Source organism: Planococcus koreensis, from assembly GCF_004761975.1.
Classification (GTDB): Bacteria; Bacillota; Bacilli; order Bacillales_A; family Planococcaceae; genus Planococcus; species Planococcus koreensis.
Genome location: NZ_RQII01000014.1, coordinates 37,291 through 59,896, shown reverse-complemented (window position 1 = coordinate 59,896; position 22,606 = coordinate 37,291). Strand labels below are relative to the sequence as shown.

The following is a 22,606-nucleotide window of genomic DNA, read 5'->3' as shown; positions in this document are numbered from 1 at the left end:
AGAAGGAATGCGAGGTCGCTTCCTTCTTGTCGGGTTATTGTGTTTTATTGGCCGATGAATTTATCGCGGTTTGCCAAATGTTGGTCATAGGTCTCCGCAAAATGGTTTTTGCCTGTCGAATCCGCCAGGAAATAGAAATACTTCGTATCTGCTGGATCCAGTACGGCTTGGATCGATTCGATCCCCGCTGAAGCGATTGGCCCCGGCGGCAGCCCTTTATTGGTGTAAGTGCTGTACGGGTGCTCGAATTCGTAGTCTTTATTGAAAAGGCGGTCTGTCTCTTCGTCCTTGGCGTAAATGACCGTCGGATCGGTCTGCAACGGCATGTCATCATTGATGCGGTTGTAGAAGACGCTGGCAATCGTTTGGCGGTCGCTCAAGCTTGTCGCCTCTTCTTCAAGCAGCGAAGCGAAAGTCAAGAGCCAATGCGGCGTCTTCTCCATCTCCTGCAGCACCGCTTCGTATTGCACAACGTTTGACTGTGTCGCGTTTAGCATTTGTTCGATGATGAGCGTCAGCGACGGGTCTTCTTCATAGAATGGGTAGGTTGCCGGATACAGATAGCCTTCCAGCGCGTAGCGGACATTTTCATTTTTGATCTCGTCTGTCAACAAAGTCGGGTATTTCACCATCAGCTCATCGATGTAAGCTTCGTCGTTGACCTTCTCCATGAATTGCTCCGCCGTGAAATCGGTTTTCTTGGCGATGACATTCTCGGCAATCTGCTCAAGCGTCAGCCCTTCTGGAACCGTAATCGTAAATAGCGGCTCGCGGTAGACTTTCCCGGTCTTCAAGCTTTGCGTGATTTCATCGAGCGTCATCGACGGCAGCAAGCCGTAAGTGCCTGCCTGGAATTCCGATTCGTTATTGAATTTGACGTAATATTTATAGACGCGTGCATCTTTCACGATGCCGTTTTTCTCAAGAAGTTCCGCGATGCTGTCGAGGTTCGAACCGATCGGCACTTCTACTTCCACCACTTTTTCAGAATCCGGATCAACCGGCTTTAATGCTCCGCTCACGAAATTGTATACCTGGAAGCCGGCGATGCCGACGATCAATAACACAACAAGCGCGATGATTGCTACGATGCGCCTCACGGTTTTTCCTTCTTTCTTTTTTTCTTTCATCCGTTCAAACATAATCTCTTTTTTTGATTGCTTGTCCACGGGTTCCCCCCCTTAGCTTTTTCCTTTATCAGTATACCTAATTCCTGACAAAAGAAAAAGACGGAATCAACAAGCAATTCCGTCCCTCTCCTTTTGAGATTACTGTTCTTCGTTCTCTTCTTCGTCGTCAAGGAACGCGTTAAGCATTTCTTCGATCATATCCCATTCTTCATCCGTCTCAACCGGGCGAAGTTCTCCGCCTGCGATTTTGCCGTCTACATCAGCGTTTTCTGTGAAAGAAGATGCTTGGATTTCAATTTCGCCTTCGTCATCTTCCTCAGCGCCAACCGGGAAATACAATACGTATGATTTTCCGAATTCTTCACTTTCAAATGTGAATAAAACCTCAAATAATTGTTCGTTGCCGTTTTCATCAACGACTGTAATGTGCTCTTGTCCGTGTTCCATTTACGTCACCTCATAATTTTTTAAAGTCAAGGTAGCCTTGCAGTATCATCACTGCGGCCATCTTGTCGATTACTTTCTTGCGGTTTTTGCGGCTGACATCCGCAGAGATCAACATCTTCTCTGCAGCCATTGTCGTGAGCCGCTCATCCCATAGTACCACCGGTATAGCATATACTTCTTCGAGCAAAGCTGCAAATTTTTGCGATGCTTCCGCGCGCGGACCGATCGTATTGTTCATGTTTTTCGGAAATCCGACGACGACTTGGGTCACTTCGAATTGTTTGATCAATTCGCCCAGGCGCGCCATGCCGAACTCCCCAGCCGCCTCATTAATCTTGACGGTCTCAATGCCTTGGCAGTCTCAGCCCAGCGCATCACTGATGGCGACGCCGATCGTTTTCGAACCGACATCCAGTCCCATTATTCTCATTCTTGTTCCCCGTTATTCTTTTTAATATAGAATTTCACAAGCTCTTCCAGAATTTCATCCCGTTCAAGTTTGCGAATCATATTGCGTGCATCCTGATGGCGAGGAATATAAGCCGGATCACCTGACAGTAAATATCCGACAATCTGATTGATCGGGTTATAGCCTTTTTCTTCAAGTGCCGTATGGACTTGAAGCATCACTTGCTTCACTTCCTGCTCCATCGACTCATCAGACGGATTGAATTTCATTGTTTGATCAAATGAACTCACGACAAGCACCTCGTTTCGGATTTAGATAGGAGAATTTGACTCTCGCTGCCTGACTTATAGTATAAACGATAACCGGCATTTATAAAACCTATTTGAGCTGTTCGTAGACAGATTCCAGGGCAGCTTCCAATTTTTCAGGATTTTTAGCGCCTGCCATTGCCATATCAGGGCGGCCACCGCCTTTGCCTCCGCATTGCTCAGCTACATGTTTGACGATTTGGCCGGCATGATAGTTCCCGCCTGCCAAATCTTTTGTAACGCCTGCGATCAGCATGACTTTATCACCATCAGCAGCACCTAAAACGATGACCGCTTTGTCGAATTTCTGTTTCAAATCGTCCATCATCTGGCGCAGCTGGTTATTGTCTTTCGCTTCGACCTTCGCTGACAACACTGTGATGTCATTGATTTGGCGTGCAGCAGATAAAATTTCTGACGACTGTGCGTTGGAAATTTTCGCCATCAGCGATTCGTTTTCGCGCTGCAATGATTTCATTTCCTGTTGGAACGACTGGACTTTTTGGACCATGTCTTTCGGCGAAGACTTTAATAGCGAAGCCGCTTCTTCCAAAATCTGTTCCGTTTCCCGCAAGTTTTCGTAAGCACCTTTTCCGGTAACCGCTTCGATCCGGCGCACGCCAGCACCAATGCCGCTTTCCGAAACGATTTTGAACAAGCCGATTTCCGCTGTATTCATAACATGGACGCCGCCGCAAAGCTCTTTCGAGAAATTGCCGATTTCCACGACACGGACGATATCGCCATATTTTTCGCCGAATAAAGCCATTGCGCCCATTTTTTTCGCTTCTTGCAAATCATGGAAGCCGGTATCGACTGCGATGCCGCTCCAGATTTTTTCGTTGACGATTTGCTCGATTTGCGTAATTTCTTCTTTCGTCACGCCGCCGAAATGCGAGAAGTCGAAACGCAGGCGGTCCGGCCCAACGTAGGATCCTGCCTGGTTGACGTGTGTGCCCAGTACATCTTTCAGCGCTTGGTGCAATAAATGCGTCGCCGTGTGGTTTTTCACCGTATCGCGGCGTTGGGAAGATTCCACTTCCGCTGTAACCGAACCGGCTGTCAGTTCGCCTGAGTCGACCCGGACAGAGTGGAGATTCTGGCCGTTCGGCGCTTTTTTAACGTCCAGCACAGTCGCCTGCACCAAATCGTTGCTGAGCGTTCCGCGGTCGGCAATCTGCCCGCCGCTTTCAGCGTAGAACGGCGTCTTGTCGAGAATGACTTGCACTTCGTCGCCTTCTTGCGCGCTTTCAACCACGTCGCCGTCTTTGATGATGACGAGGACAGATGCTTGTGCCAGTGTGCGGTCGTAGCCGATAAACTCGCTGTCAACTTTGATGTTGCCCAGAACTTCCGATTGCGTCTGCATTGAATTGACATTTTGGCGGGCTTTCCGTGCGCGGTCGCGCTGAGCACCCATTGCAGCTTCAAATCCAGCGTGGTCAATGACCATGCCTTCTTCTTCCGCATATTCCTCGGTCAATTCAACCGGGAAGCCGTACGTATCATAAAGACGGAACGCATCTTCACCCGGGATTTCATTGCGGCCGGCAGCTTTTTGGCGGCCTGCCACTTCCGATAAGATCGCCAAACCGTCGTGCAATGTCTCATGGAAACGTTCTTCTTCCAGTTTCATCACGCGGATAATGAAATCCTGTTTGTCGCTCACTTCCGGATAAAAATCCTTCATGATTGCGCCGACAACAGGAACCAATTCATACATGAACGGTTTTTCGATGCCCAGCTTTTTCGCATAGCGGACAGCACGGCGCAATAGGCGGCGCAAAACGTATCCGCGGCCTTCATTCGACGGCAAAGCTCCGTCGCCGATTGCAAACGCGACTGTGCGGACATGGTCAGCGATGACTTTGAACGCCATATCGGTATCGACGTCTGTGCCGTAGCGCACACCGGAAATCTCTTCGGTTTTCTCGATGATCGGCACGAACAGATCCGTGTCGTAGTTCGTCGGCACGTTTTGTACGACCGAAGCCATACGCTCCAAGCCCATGCCTGTATCGATGTTCTGCTTCGGCAATGGCGTGTACGTATTGTCCGGGTTGTGGTTGAACTGCGAGAACACCAAGTTCCAGATTTCCAAATAGCGGTCGTTTTCGCCGCCTGGGAACATTTCCGGATCGCTTGGATCATTGCCGTAGGATTCGCCGCGGTCATAAAAAATTTCCGAGTTCGGACCGCTCGGGCCTTCGCCGATGTCCCAGAAATTGCCTTCAAGGCGTATGATGCGTTCAGCCGGCACGCCGACTTCATTGAGCCAAATGCCATAAGCTTCTTCGTCTTCCGGATGGATCGTCACCGACAGCAATTCCGGGTCGAAGCCCATCCATTTCGGGTCGGTCAGGAATTCCCATGCCCAGTGGATCGCTTCCGTTTTGAAATACTCGCCGATCGAGAAGTTGCCGAGCATTTCGAAAAACGTATGGTGGCGCGCTGTTTTGCCGACGTTTTCGATATCGTTCGTGCGGATCGATTTCTGCGCGTTGACGATGCGCGGATTTGTTGGGATCACCCGTCCGTCAAAATATTTCTTCAGCGTCGCTACACCGCTGTTGATCCATAACAATGAAGGATCTTCGAACGGCACAAGCGGTGCGCTCGGCTCCTGGTCGTGGCCTTTTTCTTTAAAGAATTCAATATACAATCTTCTGATGTCTGCAGCTTTCATGTTTTTCATCTTTTCTCCTCCTAGCCATAATAAAAAGCCCCCATCCCTTGCGCTGGCGCAAGGGACGAAGGCTTTAGTTCGCGGTACCACCCTAATTACACGGACAAACTGCTCCGTGTCTCTCATTATGCCTTAACGCGGCTGTGACGGCAGGGATTAGCTGCACTCCGGAGTAGCTTTCCAAAACAGCGGAGCGAAGGTCCTTTCAGCCGGGGAACCTCTTTCTAAACGCGCGCGATCTTGTACTTTCTCCATCTGGGTGTTGGTGTATGGATCTATATCCTGAATTATATAGAAAAAGATTCCGCTATGTCAATAGCCGCGCTTTTTTGCGTGCGGCAAGTGCGTTTATTCCTTCAATTTTTGCAATACGCCCGGTTGCGGCTCGAATACGCCCCATTGCGGTGGAAATACGCTCTATAAGAACCGAAATACGCTCCGTTATGGAATAAATACGCTTCCAGCCGAAAAAAAAGCATCCGCAATGGGATGCTTTTACGCTTCGATAAAATCTGCCGGCTTGATGCCTTCCATGCCGATGAGCGGATGGATGGCGTGGGCGTTTTCCGCCGTCAAGCTCGCGGGGCCGGATTGAATTGGCGTTTCACTCGCTGGTACAGCCGATTTCTCCGCTGCAGCCTCTTCTGGCGCCCCTTCAACCGTCACTGGTGCAGGTGGTGCCTCGGACAGCTGCAGACGGCTTTTCAGCGTCGTCATGCGCTGTGTATCGTCGGTGCGCTCGACGCCGTAGCGGAACACTTGCGGATCGCCGCACAAGATCAGGAAATCCTTGCTGCGGGTGATGCCCGTATACAATAAATTCCGGCGCAGCATTTTCATATAGCCGCGGACGATCGGCATGATGACCGTCGGAAACTCCGAGCCCTGCGATTTATGGATCGAGACGCAATACGCAAGCGTCAGCTGATTCAAATCACTGCGCTGGTACTCTACTTCAATGCCATCGAATGACGCGACGAGCATGTCCTGTTTCTCGACCGTCTCTTTCGCTTTCATGATGGCGACGACTTCGCCCATATCGCCGTTGAAGACATTGCTTTCCGGCTGGTTGACGAGCTGCAGGATCTTGTCGCCGATGCGGTACGTGATGTCGCCGAATACCAGCTCTTTGCGTTTGCCATCGGCATTCGGGTTGACCATCTCCTGGATCATGCGATTCAGCGCATCGATGCCGGCTGGCCCTTTGTACATCGGGGCGAGCACTTGGACATCTTTGATCGAATGCCCTTTCGCCAATGCGCTTTTGACGACTTTCTCAACAACCGATGCGATCTGGTCCGGGCCCGCTTTGATGAACGAGCGGTCCGACGTTTTCGCGGTAATGTCAGCTGGCAGCTGCCCGTTTTTCATTTGGTGCGCGAGTTCGATGATCGACGAACCGGAAGACTGGCGGTAAATATCGGTCAGCTCGACCGTCGGTATGCGCTTCGATTCCAATAAATCCCGCAGCACTTGGCCGGGCCCAACGGGCGGCAGCTGATCCTGGTCGCCGACGAAAATGAGCTGGGCATCTTCCGGCACAGCCTTCAGCAATTGATGTGCGAGCCACGTATCGACCATCGACATTTCGTCAATGATGATCAGGCGGCCTTCAATCTCTTTTTCGGTTTCTTCGTCTTTTTCCTGCCCGTTAAAGCCGAGTAAGCGATGGATCGTCATCGCTGGCAGCCCGGTCGACTCGCTCAGGCGCTTCGCAGCGCGTCCCGTCGGTGCTGCAAGGATGATCGGGAACGGCTCTTTTTTCTTTGTGTATTCTTTCGGGTCGAGCGACAAGCCGTGAAGCTCTGCATACACTTCGACAAGCCCGCGAACAACGGTCGTCTTGCCGGTGCCGGGTCCGCCGGTCAAAATCATGACAGAGGAATTAATGCTCGCGTCAATCGCTTCCACTTGGGTTTCTGCGTAATTGACGCCAAGCCGCTCTTCCGCTTCGCCGAGCGCTTTCCGGACTTCCGACGCCGGGAAACGGTCGCGGTTCGCCTGCGATGCCAGCATCGTTTCAAGCTTTGTCGCAATGCCGACTTCCGAGTAATACAGCGACGGCAAATAAAGCCGGGTTTCTTCCCCCGACACTTTGCCTTCTTCATTCATCTCGATCATCGCTTTGGAAATGGCTTCGATCGGAATGTCTTCACGCTGGCTCGCTTCCAGCATTTCTTTGACTTGCGGAATGAGCGTTTTCGCATCGACATAGACATGGCCTTCCGACAGCGACGCCTGGTTCAGCAGGTGCAGAATCGACGCCTTGATGCGGTCCGGATGGCTGCCGGTGATGCCGAGCTTCGCGCCGAGTTCATCCGCGCGGTGAAAACCGATCCCTTCGATTTCCTCAATCAAAATGAATGGATTTTTCGTCAGGATGTCGATCGTGTCTTCGCGGTAGGTCTGGTAGACGCGCATGCCGATCTGCGGGCCGAAGCCCCAGTCGTTGAGCTGGATCATCACGCGCTCCAAGCCCAGATTCAGCTGCAGCGTCGAACGGATCGTGTCTTTTTTTTCATCGGAAAGACGCGGCACCGCATCGAGCGCTTCCGGGTCCTCCAGAATTTTCTTGATGGCGTCTTTGCCTAGTTTCTTGACGATCGTCTCCGCCGTCTTGCGGCCGATGCCATTGAACATATCGCTCGATAAATAATGCACAATCCCCTGCTCTGTTTCCGGCACTTCTTTCGTGAATGTTTCCACCTGGAACTGGACGCCGTAGCGCGGATGGTTTTTCACCGCACCCGTAAAGCGGTAGGATTCTTCAAGCGACAATTTCGGAAAATAGCCCGAGACGATGATCTCTTTTTCCTGGTACGAGGTATTGGTTTCCTGGATTTTCACTTTCGCGATGGAGAATAAATTTTGGGGATTGTGAAAAATCGAGACGACTGGCCTGCCCAGTACAAAATGCGTTTCTTCTTGGAATAAATCAATTTGTCCAGTCATCGTCGACGTCTCCTTTCACAATGGTTGATTATGTCTTTATGTTTTATTGCCGCTGTGAAGCAATCATATCATACGCATAACGTGCCATTTCGTTGCGATCGTCAAGCGTATATGCCTGCTTCAAATGATGCATGGCGTCCTCGACGCGGTCTGTCGACACGGCGTACAGCACACCTAAATTGTAATGCGCATCGGCGTGGTTGGCGTCGAGCGCGAGCACTTCCAAAAATTGCGGTTCGGCCAATGTGAATAATTCCATTGATGCCAGCGCGATGCCGTAGCTGAGGCGCGCTTGCACATCGGCGGGATCCAGTTCGACTGCCCGTTGAAGATAAGGCAGCGCCAATTTCGGCTGATCCATCTTTTCGAAGCATTTGCCCATCATGAAATGCGCATCCGAGCCTTCCAGCCCGTAATGCAGCGCTTTTTCATAAAGTTTCAACGCTTCGTCAAAACGCTCTGAGTTGAAATACAAATTCGCAAGGCCGTAATAAGCCGTTGCCGAGGTTTCATCAAGCGTCAACGCTTTTTGGAAAAAGCGTTCGGCTCGCTCGATATCATCCATTGATGTCAGCACATGGCCGAAATTGATATAGCCGAGCGGGTTGTCCGGCTGTTCTTCAATCGCTTGCGTAAATGCTTGGATTGCGGCTTCCGTATCGCCTTCTTGCAGCGCCTGGATGCCGATTTCATTGTAATTCTTCGCAGTTTCGCCCATTAGCCTACATACTCCAATCGTGCGCCGTTTTTGAACACGCGGTCAATCGTTCCGCCGCCTAGGCATTCGTCGCCGTCATAGAAAACGACTGCTTGTCCAGGCGTGATTGCCCGTACCGGCTCGTCGAATGTCACAAGCGCTTCGCCGTCTTTCATTTCAACGGTAACGCCTACATCGGCTTGGCGGTAACGGAATTTCGCTGTGCACGTGAACGTGCCTTCCGGTGCAGTATCCGATGTGAAACTTAAGTTCACTGCACTCAAGCTGTCAGAGAATAACGCTTCGTGGTGGATGTTCTGTCCGACGAACAAGACATTTTTCTCAAGGTCTTTGCCGATGACGAACCACGGATCGCCCGCTCCGCCGATGCCAAGGCCTTGGCGCTGCCCGATCGTGTAATACATCAAGCCGTCGTGCGAGCCCATTTTCTTGCCGTCCATCGTCACCATATCACCGGGCTGAGCCGGCAGGTATTGGCCGAGGAATTCCTTGAAATTGCGTTCGCCGATAAAGCAGATGCCGGTCGAATCTTTTTTCGTTGCCGTTGCAAGTCCCGCTTCAAGCGCGATTTCACGCACTTTCTTTTTCTCCATATGGCCGATTGGGAACATGACTTTCGACAATTGCTCCTGGTTCAGCTGGTTGAGGAAATAAGTTTGGTCTTTATTATTGTCCTGGCCGCGCAGCATTTTCGTTTCGCCATTTTCTGCGTGCTCCACTTGTGCGTAATGGCCGGTCGCCAAATAATCAGCGCCGAGGCTCAATGCATGCTCCAAAAACGCCTTGAATTTAATTTCTTTATTGCACATGACGTCCGGGTTCGGCGTGCGCCCTGCTTTGTATTCTTCCAAAAAGTACGTGAACACTTTGTCCCAATACTGCTTTTCGAAATTGACGGCGTAATACGGAATGCCGATCTGGTTGCAGACGCGGATAACGTCTTCGTAATCTTCCGTCGCGGTGCAGACGCCGTTTTCATCGGTATCGTCCCAGTTCTTCATGAAGATGCCGATGACGTCATAGCCCTGTTCTTTCAATAAATAAGCGGCAACCGAAGAGTCTACCCCTCCGGACATGCCGACGACAACGCGTGTATCTTGTGGTGCTTTTGTAGTCATAATATCTCACCTTTTCATTTAAGCGCTAAACGCTTGCAGATTTGTGCTGTTTTTAGTGCAGCTTCCTGCACTTGTTCGACGTCCAAGCCCAGCCCGAAGCTGAAGCGGATGGAATTGCGGAGCTCGTCCGCCTCGCCGCCGTACATCGCGACCAGGACATGGGACGGATCCATCGAACCCGCTGTGCACGCTGAACCGCTCGATGCCGAAATGCCGGCGATGTCGAGATTGACCAGGAACGATTCGATATCGACTCCTGGAATACTGAGGTTCAGGATATGCGGCAGAGAGTTGACGCCGTTTTCTTTGAATGCTATGCCTTGTTCTGTTAAGACGTTTTTAAATGCCTCTTTAAACGCCAAATAAAGCGCGGTTTTATCATCCATCGTGGCTAGCGCGATTTCCACCGCTTTTGCGAACGCGGTGATCGCCGGAACGTTTTCGGTTCCCGCGCGGCGCTTGCGTTCCTGTTCGCCGCCGTAAAAGAGCGGAGACAAAGCGACGCCTTTGCGCTGGTACAAGAAGCCGATGCCTTTCGGGCCGTTCAGTTTATGCGCCGATACCGATAAAAAGTCGACGTGGAGTTTCTCCACATCAATCGGCAAGACGCCGTAAGCCTGGACAGCATCCGTATGGAACACCACACTCGTGCCTTGCAGCAGCTCGCCGATTTCTTCAATCGGCTGGACCGTGCCGACTTCATTGTTGCCGAGCATGATGGTCACTAGAATTGTATCGCTGTGCAGCGCATTTTTCACGTCTTCTGCTCGCACTAGGCCGTTTTCATCAACCGGCAAATACGTCACGCTATAGCCGTCGCGCTCGAGTTTCTCGCAAGCGTGCAGTACGGCGTGATGTTCGATGGCCGATGTGATGATATGGCCGCCCGGTTTTTTCGCAGCAGTGCCGAAGATCGCCAAATTATCAGCTTCCGTTCCGCCGCTCGTGAAAATGATTTCCGGATCGTTTGCATGGATGCTGCGTGCGAAAACACGGCGTGCGTCATCCAGCGCTTTGCGCGCGATGCGCCCTGTGCCGTGCATGCTCGAAGGATTGCCGTAGACGGTGCTGAGTGCCTGTGAAAATGTTTCAGCCACTTCCGGATGCATCGGAGAAGTGGCCGCATGGTCTAAATAAATTCGATTCATGATTGATTAACTCCTTATATATAGAACATATAATTGTCGTTGTCGGTTTCTTGCTGGTTCGCCAAATCGTCGATCGATGTCGTATCCAGGACGTTTTTCACGGCGTCGCGGATGCGCACCCACAATTCGCGCTGCGGCTGGTCTTCATCTTCAATGCCTTCGACGGGCTGGATCGGCCCTTCGAGTACGCGGATGACGTCCCCCGCTGAAATGTCTTTCGGGCTGCGCGTCAGCATATAGCCGCCGTAAGCGCCCCGGACGCTTTTTACAAGCCCAGAATTGCGGAGCGGGCCTACCAGCTGCTCCAAATAAGCTTCGGACAAATCATAATCCGCCGCGATTTTCCGCAGCGGCATCGGCCCTTCGCCATAATTTTTTCCCAATGCGATCATAATAGTCAAGCCATAGCGGCCTTTTGTCGATATTCTCATCGTTACACCTCGAAGTCAGTTTCCAATTATTCTTCCTAAAAGTATAGCATATCTCTGCGCAATGGACTTGCAATGACATTTATTTCGCTCCGCGATATACTGAAAAGCGAACGATTGGACGGAAGGGGTTTTACTTTTGCAAAATGAACCATTGGCGTTCCGCATGCGTCCGCGCACGATTGACGAAGTCATCGGCCAGAAAGACGTCATCGGAAAGCATACGGCTTTATATAAAATGATCCACAATGGCCACGTGCCATCAATGCTCCTATACGGCGAACCGGGAATCGGCAAGACGTCGATCGCCCACGCTATCGCCGGCACGTCGAAGCTGCCGTTCATCGCGTTGAACGCAACGACTTCCGGCAAAAAAGATGTCGAGGAAGTCGTCGCTGAAGCGCGCATCACCGGCAAAGTGCTGCTGTTTTTGGACGAAATCCATCGCTTCAATAAACTCCAGCAGGATGCGCTGCTGCCGCATGTCGAAAGCGGCGCCATCGTATTGATCGGCGCGACGACGGAAAACCCGTTCCACGACGTCAATCCGGCGATCCGCTCCCGCTGCGGCGAAATCAAGCAGCTCAAGCGGCTGACCCACGATGACATCGTCCAGCTGCTGAACTCGGCGTTAACCGAGCCGAAGCGCGGCCTTGGCAATTCCGAAATCGAAATTTCCGAGGCGCAAGTTAACCGCATCGCTGACGGCACGAACGGCGACGCACGAAAAGCGCTGACGATGCTCGAATCGATTGTCGTCGCCTCCGATGAACGCGACGGCAAATTTATTGTCGAAGACCAGATGGTGGAACAAATGATCAAACGCGTCGGCGTCTTCGGCGATAAAAAAGGTTCGCATTACTTTAATTTATTGTCCGCGCTGCAGAAATCCGTGCGCGGCAGCGATATCAACGCTGCGATGTATTATTTGGCGCACCTGCTGGAAAACGGCGACTTGACCGCGGTCACCCGCCGCTTGCTCGTCATGGCCTATGAAGACATCGGCCTCGCGAGTCCGGAAGTCGGCGCGCACGTCCTCGCTGCGTGCCAGGCTGCCGACCGCCTCGGCTTGCCGGAAGCCCGCATCCCGCTCGCTCAAGCCGTGGCTGAAATGTGCTTGTCCGAGAAATCGAATTCCGCCTACAAAGCAATCGATGCCGCCATCGCGTCGATCAATAAAGGCGAAGTCGGCGACATCCCGATGCACCTGCGCGACACGCATTACGCCGGCAGCGCCGAACTCGGCCACGGCGGCTATAAGTATCCGCATGAAACGCCGCTCGGCACCTTCGGCGGCTGGGTCGACCAGGATTACTTGCCGAAAGAAGTTAAAAAAGCGGAGTTCTACAAGCCGATCATCGCCGGTTCCGAGAAGAAATTCGCCGGAATCTACGATAAATTGAAGTCATTCCGCAAAAAATAGAGGGGTCAAGCCATTTCCGCACGCGGGAATGGCTTTTGTTTTGGCAATTTGCGGGTTTATACGTGTTCAGGGAAATTTATGCGCGCTCAGAAATTTTTACGTGCGTTCAGCAGAATTTACGAGCGCTCAGAAAAATTTACGCGCGTTCACCAATTTCTCCACAGAAAAGCCGGCTCATCGTACGAGCCGGCTTCCCTATTAATTATTGCGTACGCGGTTGATCGGAATCGATTTGGTGATGTCGTTGACGACCCAGCTCGCGCAGATCAAGCCGACCGCTGAAGGCGTGAAGGCGTTTGAACTTGGCGGCATCTGGGCTTTACGGATTTCCGCGTCTGGCTTGCCGACTGTTTCAACAATGTCTTCGCGGACGATGATCGGGCTTTCGTCCGAAAAGACGACCGGTACACCTTTGTGGATGCCCGATGCGCGCAATTTCTTGCGGATGATTTTCGCCAACGGATCGGTATGTGTCTTCGAGATGTCCGCGATGCGGAAGCGCGTCGGGTCGGTTTTATTAGCCGCACCCATGCTCGAAATGATGCGGATGCCGCGCTTGACGCATTCCTGGATCAAATGGACTTTGTAAATCATTGTATCGGATGCATCGATGACGTAATCCGGCTGGTAGCTGAAAAACTCCTCGAATGTTTCTTCTGTATAAAACATATGCAGTGAAATAACTTCGCATTCCGTATTGATGTCGGCGATGCGCTTTTGCATGACGCCCGCTTTCGACTGGCCGACCGTCGACAGATTCGCGACCAATTGGCGGTTGATGTTCGTGATGTCGACGTTGTCTTTATCGACGAGGATGATCCGGCCGACGCCGCTGCGTGCACAAGCCTCTGCTGCAAATGAACCCACGCCCCCGACGCCAAGAATTGCGACGGTGGAATTTTTCAATAGCTCCATGCCTTCTTTGCCTACTGCTAATTCGTTTCTGGAAAATTGATGTAACATGATTTGCCTGCCCTTCAAATTGAATTCTTAAAGTAGATTAACCTACTAGGGATTATACACAAATAAAAACCCCCCGACAAATTGCCGGGAGGCGAAAAGTTGAAATAACGGAGAATCCCAATCGTGCCGTCCGTTTTGGTGCGCATCGTTTTTGAACCCGCTTCAAGCAGGTGGGTGACCTCGTCATCACTTATAACTTCCGGTTAGGGCATGTTAGCCATGATGAAATCTGGTCTCCCGACGACAAAATGTTGGGTCAAAACTGAATAGCTCGTAACGAACACATCAGGATTCTCTACTACTTGTATGTTAGCACACCTTTTTAGAAACGACAACTAATAAACTCTGGTTATTTTTCAGTATTCTGAACATTCAGAGATAGGCTTAATTCATCAAGTTGTGCATTTGAAACCGGGCTTGGCGCGCTCGTCAGCAAATCGCTGGCGCTCGCCGTTTTCGGAAACGCGATCGTGTCACGCAAATTCGTGCGGCCTGCAAGCAGCATAACCAAGCGGTCCAAGCCGAATGCGATGCCTCCGTGCGGCGGCGTGCCGTATTCGAATGCATCCATCAGGAAGCCGAATTGCTCGCGCGCTTCTTCGTCGGAAAAGCCGAGCGTCTTGAACATTTTTTCCTGGATGTCGCGGCGGTAAATGCGCAGCGAGCCTCCGCCCAATTCATAGCCGTTCAACACGAGGTCATAGGCCTGCGCTCGGACGTTCTGCGGCTCTGTGTCCAATTTGTCGATGTCTTCTTCAAACGGCATTGTGAACGGATGGTGGGCTGCGTAGTAACGGCCGTCTTTTTCATCGTATTCGAATAATGGCCAGTCCGTGATCCACAGGAATTTATACACCGAGTTGTCGATCAAGTTCAGTTCTTTACCGAACTTCATGCGCAAAGCGCCCAATGCGTCTGCCACAACCGAAGCGGAATCCGCTACGAATAATAACAGATCGCCGGCTTCTGCCTCAGCACGTTCCGTCAATGCTGTCGCTGCTTCGCCTTCGAAGAATTTCGCAATCGGCCCTTTTACGCCGTCTGCTTCCACTTTCAGCCAAGCAAGGCCTTTCGCGCCGTAGCGTGCCGCGAATTCGCCAAGTGCGTCGATGTCTTTGCGGGAGTAGTTTGCTGCGCTGCCTTTGACGTTGATCAATTTCACCTGGCCGCCGTTTTCGATGGCGCCGGAGAATACTTTGAATGAAGAATCTTTCACCAGATCCGAAACATTCACCAGTTCCAGGCCGAAGCGTACGTCCGGCTTATCCGATCCGAAGCGGTCCATCGCTTCGGTATAGCTCATGCGCTGGAATTGTGCATCGATGTCGACGCCTTTGACGTCTTTCATCATGATGCCCATCAAACGCTCGTTCATTTCGATGATTTCTTCCATCGTCTTGAAACTCATTTCCATGTCGATTTGCGTGAATTCCGGCTGGCGGTCAGCGCGCAGATCTTCATCGCGGAAACAACGTGCAATTTGGTAATACTTGTCAAATCCAGAAACCATCAGCATTTGCTTGAATAATTGCGGCGATTGTGGAAGCGCGTAGAATTCGCCTTCGTGCACGCGGCTTGGCACCAAATAATCGCGTGCGCCTTCCGGAGTCGATTTCGTCAAAATCGGTGTTTCCACTTCCAAGAATCCTTCATTGTCCAGGAAACGGCGGATCGATTTCGTGATGTCCGAACGCATTTTGAACGTTTCGTACATCGACGGCCGGCGCAAGTCCAAATAACGGTATTTCAAACGCAGGTCTTCGCTGACTTCCGTCTGGTCGTCGATTGCGAACGGCGGGTTTTTCGCCGCGTTGATGATTGTCGCGTGGTCCACCTGCACTTCGATTTTGCCGGTCTTCATCGCTGCATTGACTTGGCCTTCTGAACGCGCCACGACAAGCCCTTCAATGTGGATGACGAATTCGTTGCGCAGCGTTTCGCCGATTGCTGTGGCCGGCGCTGAAATTTCCGGATTGAATACCGCTTGCACGATGCCGCTGCGGTCGCGCATGTCGACAAAGATCAAGCCGCCCAAATCACGGCGCTTCTGCACCCATCCTTTTAATGATACACGCTGTCCGATAGCGGCTTCACTGACTTCTCCGCAATAATGTGTTCTCGACATATCTATTCCCCCAATGATTTCTTTTTCAATATCGTGCTGGCAATGTCAGCGAATAAAACCTCGTGCTGTTCGCCGGTTGCCATTTCTTTGACGTTCGCTTTGCCGCTAGCCAGTTCCGTTTCACCGATGACGACAACAAAGCCCGCTTTTTTGCGGTCAGCCGATTTCATCTGCGCTTTCAGTTTGCGCGCTGTGTAATCCATATCTGCCGATAATTTATTGACGCGCAGGTCTTTCACGACGCTGAACGCTTTTTTCTTCGCTGATTCATCCATCGCAATGACGTAGACGTCCAAGGTGTCCGATAAGCCGATTTCCACTTTTTCCATTTCAAGCGCCAATAACAGCCGCTCGATGCTCATCGCAAAACCGATTCCCGGAGCATCCGGCCCGCCGAGGTCTTCGACCAGTCCGTTATAGCGCCCGCCGCCTGCAAGCGTCGTGATGGCGCCGAAGCCTTCTGCGTCGCTCATGATTTCGAACGCAGTGTGGTTGTAATAATCCAGTCCGCGCACCAGATTTGGATCGATGACATATGGAATGTCGAGCTCATCCAGATAGCCTTTTACTTCATCGAAATACTGGCGCGATTCTTCATTCAAATAATCCGCCAATGAAGGCGCGGTGGCCATCAATGGATTATTGCGGTCGACTTTGCAGTCCAGGATGCGCAATGGATTTTTGTCCAAACGCGCTTGGCAATCCGGGCAGAACTCGGAAATGTGCGGTGCGAAATGTGCCACCAGCGCTTCTTTATGCGCCAAACGGCTTTCCGTATCCCCTAATGAATTGATGACAAGGCGCAGGCTTTTCAAGCCGACGGAACGGTAGGTTTCCATCGCCAGCGAAATCACTTCCGCATCGATTGCCGGGTCTTTCGAACCGATCGCTTCCACGCCGAATTGCACGAACTGGCGCATGCGGCCAGCTTGCGGACGTTCATAGCGGAACATCGGGCCTGTATAGAATAATTTCACCGGCTGGTCCGGCAAGCCGAATAATTTATTTTCCACGAATGAACGCACGACTGAAGCAGTGCCTTCCGGGCGCAGCGTCAAACTGCGGTCGCCGCGGTCCTTGAATGTATACATTTCCTTGGTGACAATATCGGTCGTGTCGCCGACGCCGCGCTGGAATAATTCCGTGTGCTCGAAAATCGGCGTCCGGATTTCCTTGTATTGGTATAGGCGGCATAGCTCAATGATTTTCTGTTCAACTTCCTGCCATTTGGCGGATTGGTCCGGCAGCACGTCGTATGTGCCGCGCGGCGCTTGAATATTCTTGCCCATTTTTTCCACTCCTTTGTTTTTCCATGCAAAAAAGCCCCCGCCCCTTGCTTTCGCAAGGGACGAGAGCTTTTGATAAGCTTCCGCGGTTCCACCCTAGTTGATGCCATGAAAATAATGCCGGCATCCTCTCATTCCGGGTAACGGCCGGTTCCGTCTTTCCCTAATAAGCGCGGGTTGCGCCGTTCAGGAAAAAGCCTCGTAAGTGTTATTCGTCGCAGATCCCTGCAGGAAAGTTTACAGCCCAGGACTTCCCCTCTCTTTTCAGCCAATCATGCAATTACTTTCTTCGTCAACAGCTAATATATAAGGATAATAAAGTTAATCTTAAGGACTCCCACAAACCTTGTCAACCTTTTTTGACAAACGGCCGTTTTTTTTTCATAATACAGAGAGAACGATTATAAAGGTGGTGCAAAATGAAAGGCAAATGGTTCATTGGTCTTATTCTACTTTTTTTAATGATTGCCGGCACAATTCCTCCGCTATCAGCAAACCCCGCATTGGCGGTAGGGGGCGAAGCGGAAATCACCGGATCGACGGTCAACATCCGCAGCGGTCCCGGCCTTTCCTACAGCGTTTCCGGAGCGCTTGAAAAAGGGGAAAAAGTCTCAATTGTTTCAGAAAGCGGCGATTGGCTGGAAATCAGCACCGGCAGCGGTTCTGGGTGGATCGCTTCTTGGCTGGCCCGAAAAACCAGCAGCGCTGAAACAAACAAAGCTTCCGGACAAACAGCCGTCGCTGCTGTTGACCACTTGAACATTCGTGCTCAAGCGGACATTTCATCATCCGTGCTGGCACAGATGAGCGCCGGCGACCAAGCCCTCATCGTCAACGATGCAGGAAATTGGCTCGAAATCGATTTTCGCGGCGTCAACGGATTTGTTTCCAAACAATACATAAGCACTGCGGGCCAAAACCAGGAAAAACCCGCCCCTGCTAAAAGCGATGTCTCTTCATTCGAAATCGCAGTGGATGCCTTGAATGTAAGGAATCAGCCGGATTTAAGTTCTTCTATCCAGAAGACTGTGAAAAAAGGCGAAGTCTTTCCGGTCCGTTCGATCCAAGGGAATTGGGTCGAGATCCAAATTTCTGAAAAAGAAGGCGGCTGGGTCTACGCCTTCCATGGCCACTTGTCTGACAAGCCGGTACAAAAAGCGGCAAGCCCGAAAGCCGAAAATATCACCATCTTGACCGATGGGACGAATTTGCGCACCAGCCCATCCACTGCTTCAGCCGTCGCAAGCCGCGCTAATGCCGGCCAAGAATTCGCGGTTGTGGATAAGCAAGGCGATTGGTACCAGGTTTTATTGCCGGATGGCCAAAATGCCTTTGTCGCGGACTGGGTCGTGACGAACGGCGAAACGAAAGTCCAGACAGCGGAAGCGCCTGAACCACAGACCCGCAAAAAAGGCACACTCAACGGGTTGACGATCGTGCTCGATCCCGGGCATGGCGGCAATGACGGCGGAACAGTCGGCGTCCGCGAGACAAAAGAGAAGGACTTGACGCTGAAAACGTCGGAAATCCTCTCTCACCACTTGCGTTCAGCAGGTGCTGAAGTGCTGTTGACGCGGCAATCGGATGTCTACGTCGACTTGCGTACGCGGGTCTCCACGGGCCACCAAGTGGCGGCAGATGCTTTTATCAGCCTCCATTATGATGCAACCGACGACAATAGCGTGTCCGGCTTCACGTCGTATTACATGCTCGATTACCAGCAGGCGCTTGCCGAATCGATCAACGAAGGCCTGAGCGGCAAAATCGATTTGCGGAACCGCGGCGCACGCCACGGCAACTACCTCGTCTTGAGGGAAAACAAGCAAGCGGCGGTACTCGTTGAACTGGGTTATTTGAGCAATTACAACGACGAACGCATTGTCACGTCAAGCAAATTCCAGGAACAGGCCGCACTCGGCTTGTACGATGGCCTCGTCAATTATTTCGATGCAAAATTAAGCCAATAACGATCCAGCGGCATGGGGCTTTCCCCTATGCCGCTTTTTTATGCCATAAAAAAGGAGGTGCCCCAAAAGTAATTTGGGGAACTTCCTTTGCGACGAAGCTAGCGCAGCGATGCAACGGGTTTTCATGTCCCGAAGCTAGCGAAGCGTTGCAGGGACAGGAGCAATAGTATTCCCCTGCGCTACGTTAGAAAAAGGGCTGTCCAATAAGTCTGTTATTCGACTTATTGGGCAGCCCCTTATTTCATTCTTTCGATTCAATGATCATTGTGACCGGGCCGTCGTTGACGAGTTCAACGTCCATCATCGCCCCGAACACGCCGGTTTCGACGAACAGTCCGCACGCGCGCAATTCGTCGTTGAACTTCAGCCAAAGCGGCTCTGCCACTTCCGGGCGCGCCGCTGCGGTGAAGCTTGGCCGGCGCCCTTTTCGGACGTCGCCGTAAAGCGTGAACTGGGAAATCGACAAGATGCTGCCGCCGGCTTCCTGGATCGACAAGTTCATCTTGCCCTCGCCGTCTTCAAAAAGCCGCAGCCCTGCAATCTTGTTTGCGACATAAGCCGCGTCTTGCTCGGTATCGCCATGTGTGATGCCGACAAGCAGCACAAAGCCGGAATCGATCGCTCCGACCTTTTCGCCGCCGACAGTCACTGACGCTTGTTTTGAACGCTGTAATATGACCCGCATAATGCCTCCTTAATTCGTGACGCGTATAACCGAATAGACATCGGGAATCTGCTTGATCTTTTCCACTACCCGGTTCAGGTGCGAAATATGAGGAATCATGATGGTCATGTTAATCGTCGCGATTTTATCGGAGTCTGCTTTGCCGCTGACCGCTGTGATTGTCGTCTTCGCTTCGCTGACCATATGCATCACTTCGTTGATCAACCCTGTCCGGTCATACGCCTGGACTTCGATATCGATTGCGTAATCTTTTTTCTCTGGCGATTCCGCGTTTTCCCATTCGACCGGGATCAAGCGGTCGGTCTGGTCAGCGTGGACATTCGGGCAGTCGGCGCGGTGGACAGAAACACCCCGGCCTTTCGTAATAAACCCGATGATGCTGTCGCCAGGCACTGGGTTGCAGCAGCGCGACAAACGGATCATCATATTGTCGATGCCGCGGACGATGACGCCTGAATCGGTTTGCTTGCGCGGTGCAGGCGATTTCATCTCCACCGTGATTTTCTCGAGGGCTTCTTCCTGCTCGCGGCGCTTGCGCTGTTTTTCCGCCAAGCGGTTGACGACTTGCTGGGCAGTGATGCCGCTGAAGCCGACCGCCGCATACATATCATCTTCTCCCGCAAAATTGAATTTTTCGCAGACGCGTTTGATGTTGTCGTTCGTCAGAATGTCTTTGACGTTGAATTCCTGAGCACGGATTTCCTTCTCGATCAGTTCTTTGCCCTTTTGGACATTGTCGACGCGCAATTGCTTTTTGAAAAATTGCTTGATCTTGTTTTTCGTCTGCGTCGATTTGGCGATTTTCAGCCAGTCGCGGCTCGGGCCGAACGATTGCTTCGATGTCAGGATTTCGACGATGTCGCCTGTCTTCAATTCCGTATCAAGCGGCACCATCTTGCCGTTAACTTTGGCGCCGATGGTTTTATTGCCAATTTCCGAATGGACCCGGTATGCAAAATCGATCGGCACGGAACCGGCCGGCATTTCGATGACGTCGCCTTTTGGTGAAAAGACATAAACCATGTCGGAAAATAGATCGTATTTCAGCGATTCCATAAACTCTTCCGCATTGTCCGCTTCGTTCTGGAAATCCAGGATTTCGCGGAACCACGTCAAACGGGAATCGACCGTGTTTTTCGGCATATCGACTTTCCGGCCTTCTTTATACGCCCAATGCGCCGCTACCCCGTATTCCGCGATGCGGTGCATTTCTTCCGTGCGGATCTGCACTTCCAAAGGATCGCCCTGCGGCCCGATGACCGTCGTATGCAGCGACTGGTAAAGATTCTGTTTCGGCATTGCGATGTAATCCTTGAACCGGCCAGGCATCGGCTTCCACGTCGAATGGATGATGCCGAGCACAGCGTAGCAATCCTTGATGCTGTCGACCGTGATGCGCACGGCCAATAAATCATAGATTTCATTGAACTGCTTGTTTTGCAGCGCCATTTTCTTATAAATGCTGTAAATGTGTTTTGGGCGCCCGAAAAGATCCGCTTCGATTTGGACTTCGTCCAATTGGATGCGGATTTCATCCATGACCTTATTCAAGTAATCTTCCCGCTCGGTCCGCTTCTTTTTCATCAAGTTGACGATGCGGTAATATTGCTGAGGATTCAAATAACGCAGAGCTGTATCTTCAAGCTCCCATTTGATCGTATTGATCCCGAGGCGGTGAGCAATCGGTGCAAAAATCTCCAGCGTTTCGTTCGCTTTGATGCGCTGCTTTTCAACCGACTGGTATTTGAGCGTGCGCAAATTATGCAGCCGATCCGCCAATTTAATGAGGATGACGCGGATATCCTGCGCCATCGCCACAAACATTTTACGATGGTTTTCCGCTTGCTGCTCTTCTTTGGACATATATTTGATTTTGCTGAGCTTGGTCACGCCATCAACAAGCATCGCCACTTCTTCATCGAAATCGCGCACGATGTCTTCGCGGCTGACTTCGGTGTCTTCCACGACATCATGTAAAAAGCCCGCTGCCACTGTGGAAGGGTCCATCTGCAATTCTGCCAGAATTCCGGCGACTTGGACAGGGTGGACAATATAGGGTTCGCCGGATTTACGGAACTGCCCCTCATGCGCCTTCAAGGCCACTTCGTAAGCTTTTTTAATTGTATTTACATGATCGGCATTCATATAAGACGCACACATGTCAAATACGTCTTCGGGAGTCCTAACTTGATCTTTCGCCATAATTGCCCACCTTGCTTTTAGTTTTAACGTAAGTATATCTATACATTATAAAAAACAATTGGGACAAAAGTAAAGCTTTGTCACAGCTTCTCCATGACTTTAATGAACTCTCGGAGATAATCCGGCAAATCCGGCGGACGGCGGCTCGAAATTAAGTTGCCGTCAACGACAACCGCTTCATCGATCCATTCCGCTCCGGCGTTGGCCATATCGTCTTTAATGCCCGGGGTGCTTGTGACTTTTCTGCCTTTTAAAATATCTGCAGAGATTAAGACCCAGCCGGCGTGGCAAATCTGGCCAATCGGCTTATTGTTCTTGTCCATATAGCGCACGATGTTCAGCACTTCCGGGAAACGGCGGATTTTGTCCGGCGCCCAGCCGCCTGGAACCAGCAGCGCGTCGTAGTCGCTAGGTGTGATGTCCCCCCACGCAAAATCCGATGTTGCCGGCACGCCGTATTTCCCAATATAGTCCTTGCCCTTTTCCTCGCCTGCAAGATGCACTTCAGCGCCTTCTTCACGCAGCCTTAGGATCGGGTACCATAATTCCAGGTCTTCAAAGTCATGATGGACGAAACTCAATATTTTCTTTCCGGTTAATTTCATTAGTTC

General features: G+C 51.5%; 17 protein-coding genes, 1 other RNA gene, 1 pseudogene and 1 other annotated feature. Of the genes and pseudogenes, 2 read left to right on the top strand and 17 right to left on the bottom strand.

Going from position 1 to position 22,606, the window contains the following annotated elements:
- Window positions 1–44 precede the first annotated feature (44 nt).
- From mltG to cymR, 10 genes and pseudogenes are all read right to left on the bottom strand, one after another.
- A complete protein-coding gene (mltG, locus tag EGV91_RS03100) occupies window positions 45–1,169 on the bottom strand; it encodes an endolytic transglycosylase MltG (protein ID WP_135500712.1) in 1,125 nt (374 codons plus the stop codon).
- Between the two features lie 99 nt (window positions 1,170–1,268).
- Window positions 1,269–1,577 (bottom strand): DUF1292 domain-containing protein, encoded by a 309-nt coding sequence (locus EGV91_RS03095; protein WP_135500711.1) that lies wholly within the window; start codon window positions 1,575–1,577, stop codon window positions 1,269–1,271.
- A 10-nt stretch (window positions 1,578–1,587) separates the two neighbouring features.
- Window positions 1,588–2,007: pseudogene (gene ruvX / locus EGV91_RS03090) on the bottom strand (Holliday junction resolvase RuvX).
- Window positions 2,004–2,276 carry an IreB family regulatory phosphoprotein gene (locus tag EGV91_RS03085; RefSeq protein WP_135500710.1) on the bottom strand — a complete coding sequence of 91 codons (273 nt, stop codon included), beginning with the start codon at window positions 2,274–2,276 and terminating at the stop codon, window positions 2,004–2,006. The pseudogene ruvX and the gene EGV91_RS03085 overlap by 4 nt, the downstream one beginning before the upstream one ends.
- 88 nt (window positions 2,277–2,364) lie before the next feature.
- Window positions 2,365–4,989, bottom strand: coding sequence for an alanine--tRNA ligase (gene alaS / locus EGV91_RS03080; protein WP_135500709.1), 2,625 nt, complete (start codon window positions 4,987–4,989; stop codon window positions 2,365–2,367).
- A 486-nt stretch (window positions 4,990–5,475) separates the two neighbouring features.
- On the bottom strand, window positions 5,476–7,932 hold the full coding sequence (gene recD2, locus EGV91_RS03075; RefSeq protein ID WP_135500708.1) for an SF1B family DNA helicase RecD2: 2,457 nt from the start codon (window positions 7,930–7,932) through the stop codon (window positions 5,476–5,478).
- 43 nt (window positions 7,933–7,975) lie between these two features.
- Complete coding sequence (locus EGV91_RS03070; RefSeq protein WP_135500707.1) at window positions 7,976–8,650, bottom strand: tetratricopeptide repeat protein; 675 nt, start codon at window positions 8,648–8,650, stop codon at window positions 7,976–7,978.
- On the bottom strand, window positions 8,650–9,768 hold the full coding sequence (gene mnmA / locus EGV91_RS03065; protein WP_175580260.1) for a tRNA 2-thiouridine(34) synthase MnmA: 1,119 nt from the start codon (window positions 9,766–9,768) through the stop codon (window positions 8,650–8,652). Before mnmA ends, EGV91_RS03070 begins: the two co-directional genes overlap by 1 nt.
- Window positions 9,769–9,782: 14 nt before the next feature.
- Window positions 9,783–10,916, bottom strand: a complete 1,134-nt coding sequence (locus EGV91_RS03060; protein WP_135500705.1) for a cysteine desulfurase family protein — start codon at window positions 10,914–10,916, stop codon at window positions 9,783–9,785.
- Between the two features lie 14 nt (window positions 10,917–10,930).
- Window positions 10,931–11,347: a cysteine metabolism transcriptional regulator CymR gene (gene cymR / locus EGV91_RS03055; protein ID WP_135500704.1), complete on the bottom strand. Its 417-nt coding sequence runs from the start codon at window positions 11,345–11,347 to the stop codon at window positions 10,931–10,933.
- A gap of 136 nt (window positions 11,348–11,483) precedes the next feature.
- Here cymR and EGV91_RS03050 point away from each other — a divergent pair, with 136 nt between their 5' ends.
- Window positions 11,484–12,767, top strand: coding sequence for a replication-associated recombination protein A (locus tag EGV91_RS03050; protein WP_135500703.1), 1,284 nt, complete (start codon window positions 11,484–11,486; stop codon window positions 12,765–12,767).
- 198 nt (window positions 12,768–12,965) lie between these two features.
- On the opposite strand, the gene EGV91_RS03045 is transcribed toward EGV91_RS03050, so the two are convergent.
- The 4 genes from EGV91_RS03045 to hisS all read right to left on the bottom strand — a co-directional run bounded on the left by EGV91_RS03045 (window position 12,966) and on the right by hisS (window position 17,144).
- Window positions 12,966–13,730 carry a tRNA threonylcarbamoyladenosine dehydratase gene (locus EGV91_RS03045; protein WP_135500702.1) on the bottom strand — a complete coding sequence of 255 codons (765 nt, stop codon included), beginning with the start codon at window positions 13,728–13,730 and terminating at the stop codon, window positions 12,966–12,968.
- Between the two features lie 110 nt (window positions 13,731–13,840).
- Window positions 13,841–14,025: non-coding RNA, 6S RNA (gene ssrS / locus EGV91_RS03040), on the bottom strand.
- Window positions 14,026–14,079: 54 nt separating this feature from the next.
- Window positions 14,080–15,855 carry an aspartate--tRNA ligase gene (gene aspS / locus EGV91_RS03035; RefSeq protein ID WP_135500701.1) on the bottom strand — a complete coding sequence of 592 codons (1,776 nt, stop codon included), beginning with the start codon at window positions 15,853–15,855 and terminating at the stop codon, window positions 14,080–14,082.
- A gap of 2 nt (window positions 15,856–15,857) precedes the next feature.
- Complete coding sequence (gene hisS / locus EGV91_RS03030) at window positions 15,858–17,144, bottom strand: histidine--tRNA ligase (RefSeq protein WP_135500700.1); 1,287 nt, start codon at window positions 17,142–17,144, stop codon at window positions 15,858–15,860.
- Between the two features lie 52 nt (window positions 17,145–17,196).
- Window positions 17,197–17,446 (bottom strand) — a binding site (T-box leader).
- 114 nt (window positions 17,447–17,560) lie between these two features.
- Between hisS and EGV91_RS03025 the strand changes: the two genes are divergently transcribed.
- Window positions 17,561–19,108, top strand: coding sequence for an N-acetylmuramoyl-L-alanine amidase family protein (locus EGV91_RS03025; protein WP_135500699.1), 1,548 nt, complete (start codon window positions 17,561–17,563; stop codon window positions 19,106–19,108).
- Between the two features lie 241 nt (window positions 19,109–19,349).
- Here the strand turns inward: EGV91_RS03025 and dtd are convergent, their stop codons facing one another.
- The 3 genes from dtd to EGV91_RS03010 all read right to left on the bottom strand — a co-directional run bounded on the left by dtd (window position 19,350) and on the right by EGV91_RS03010 (window position 22,600).
- The gene (gene dtd, locus EGV91_RS03020) at window positions 19,350–19,793 is read right to left on the bottom strand and encodes a D-aminoacyl-tRNA deacylase (protein ID WP_135500698.1); all 444 of its coding nucleotides are present in this window, start codon (window positions 19,791–19,793) and stop codon (window positions 19,350–19,352) included.
- 9 nt (window positions 19,794–19,802) lie between these two features.
- The gene (locus EGV91_RS03015) at window positions 19,803–21,995 is read right to left on the bottom strand and encodes a RelA/SpoT family protein (RefSeq protein ID WP_135500697.1); all 2,193 of its coding nucleotides are present in this window, start codon (window positions 21,993–21,995) and stop codon (window positions 19,803–19,805) included.
- A gap of 80 nt (window positions 21,996–22,075) precedes the next feature.
- Window positions 22,076–22,600, bottom strand: a complete 525-nt coding sequence (locus EGV91_RS03010; protein ID WP_135500696.1) for a type 1 glutamine amidotransferase domain-containing protein — start codon at window positions 22,598–22,600, stop codon at window positions 22,076–22,078.
- Between the last annotated feature and the right edge of the window lie 6 nt (window positions 22,601–22,606).

Bases quoted from the DNA above. Each gene is read 5' to 3' on its own strand.
- EGV91_RS03095 (WP_135500711.1), bottom strand. From the start codon at position 1,577: ATGGAACACGGACAAGAGCACATTACAGTCGTTGATGAAAACGGCAAC.
- alaS (WP_135500709.1), bottom strand. From the start codon at position 4,989: ATGAAAAACATGAAAGCTGCAGACATCAGAAGATTGTATATTGAATTC.
- recD2 (WP_135500708.1), bottom strand. From the start codon at position 7,932: ATGACTGGACAAATTGATTTATTCCAAGAAGAAACGCATTTTGTACTG.
- EGV91_RS03070 (WP_135500707.1), bottom strand. From the start codon at position 8,650: ATGGGCGAAACTGCGAAGAATTACAATGAAATCGGCATCCAGGCGCTG.
- mnmA (WP_175580260.1), bottom strand. From the start codon at position 9,768: ATGACTACAAAAGCACCACAAGATACACGCGTTGTCGTCGGCATGTCC.
- EGV91_RS03060 (WP_135500705.1), bottom strand. From the start codon at position 10,916: ATGAATCGAATTTATTTAGACCATGCGGCCACTTCTCCGATGCATCCG.
- cymR (WP_135500704.1), bottom strand. From the start codon at position 11,347: ATGAGAATATCGACAAAAGGCCGCTATGGCTTGACTATTATGATCGCA.
- EGV91_RS03045 (WP_135500702.1), bottom strand. From the start codon at position 13,730: ATGTTACATCAATTTTCCAGAAACGAATTAGCAGTAGGCAAAGAAGGC.
- aspS (WP_135500701.1), bottom strand. From the start codon at position 15,855: ATGTCGAGAACACATTATTGCGGAGAAGTCAGTGAAGCCGCTATCGGA.
- hisS (WP_135500700.1), bottom strand. From the start codon at position 17,144: ATGGGCAAGAATATTCAAGCGCCGCGCGGCACATACGACGTGCTGCCG.
- EGV91_RS03025 (WP_135500699.1), top strand. From the start codon at position 17,561: ATGAAAGGCAAATGGTTCATTGGTCTTATTCTACTTTTTTTAATGATT.
- dtd (WP_135500698.1), bottom strand. From the start codon at position 19,793: ATGCGGGTCATATTACAGCGTTCAAAACAAGCGTCAGTGACTGTCGGC.
- EGV91_RS03015 (WP_135500697.1), bottom strand. From the start codon at position 21,995: ATGGCGAAAGATCAAGTTAGGACTCCCGAAGACGTATTTGACATGTGT.
- EGV91_RS03010 (WP_135500696.1), bottom strand. From the start codon at position 22,600: ATGAAATTAACCGGAAAGAAAATATTGAGTTTCGTCCATCATGACTTT.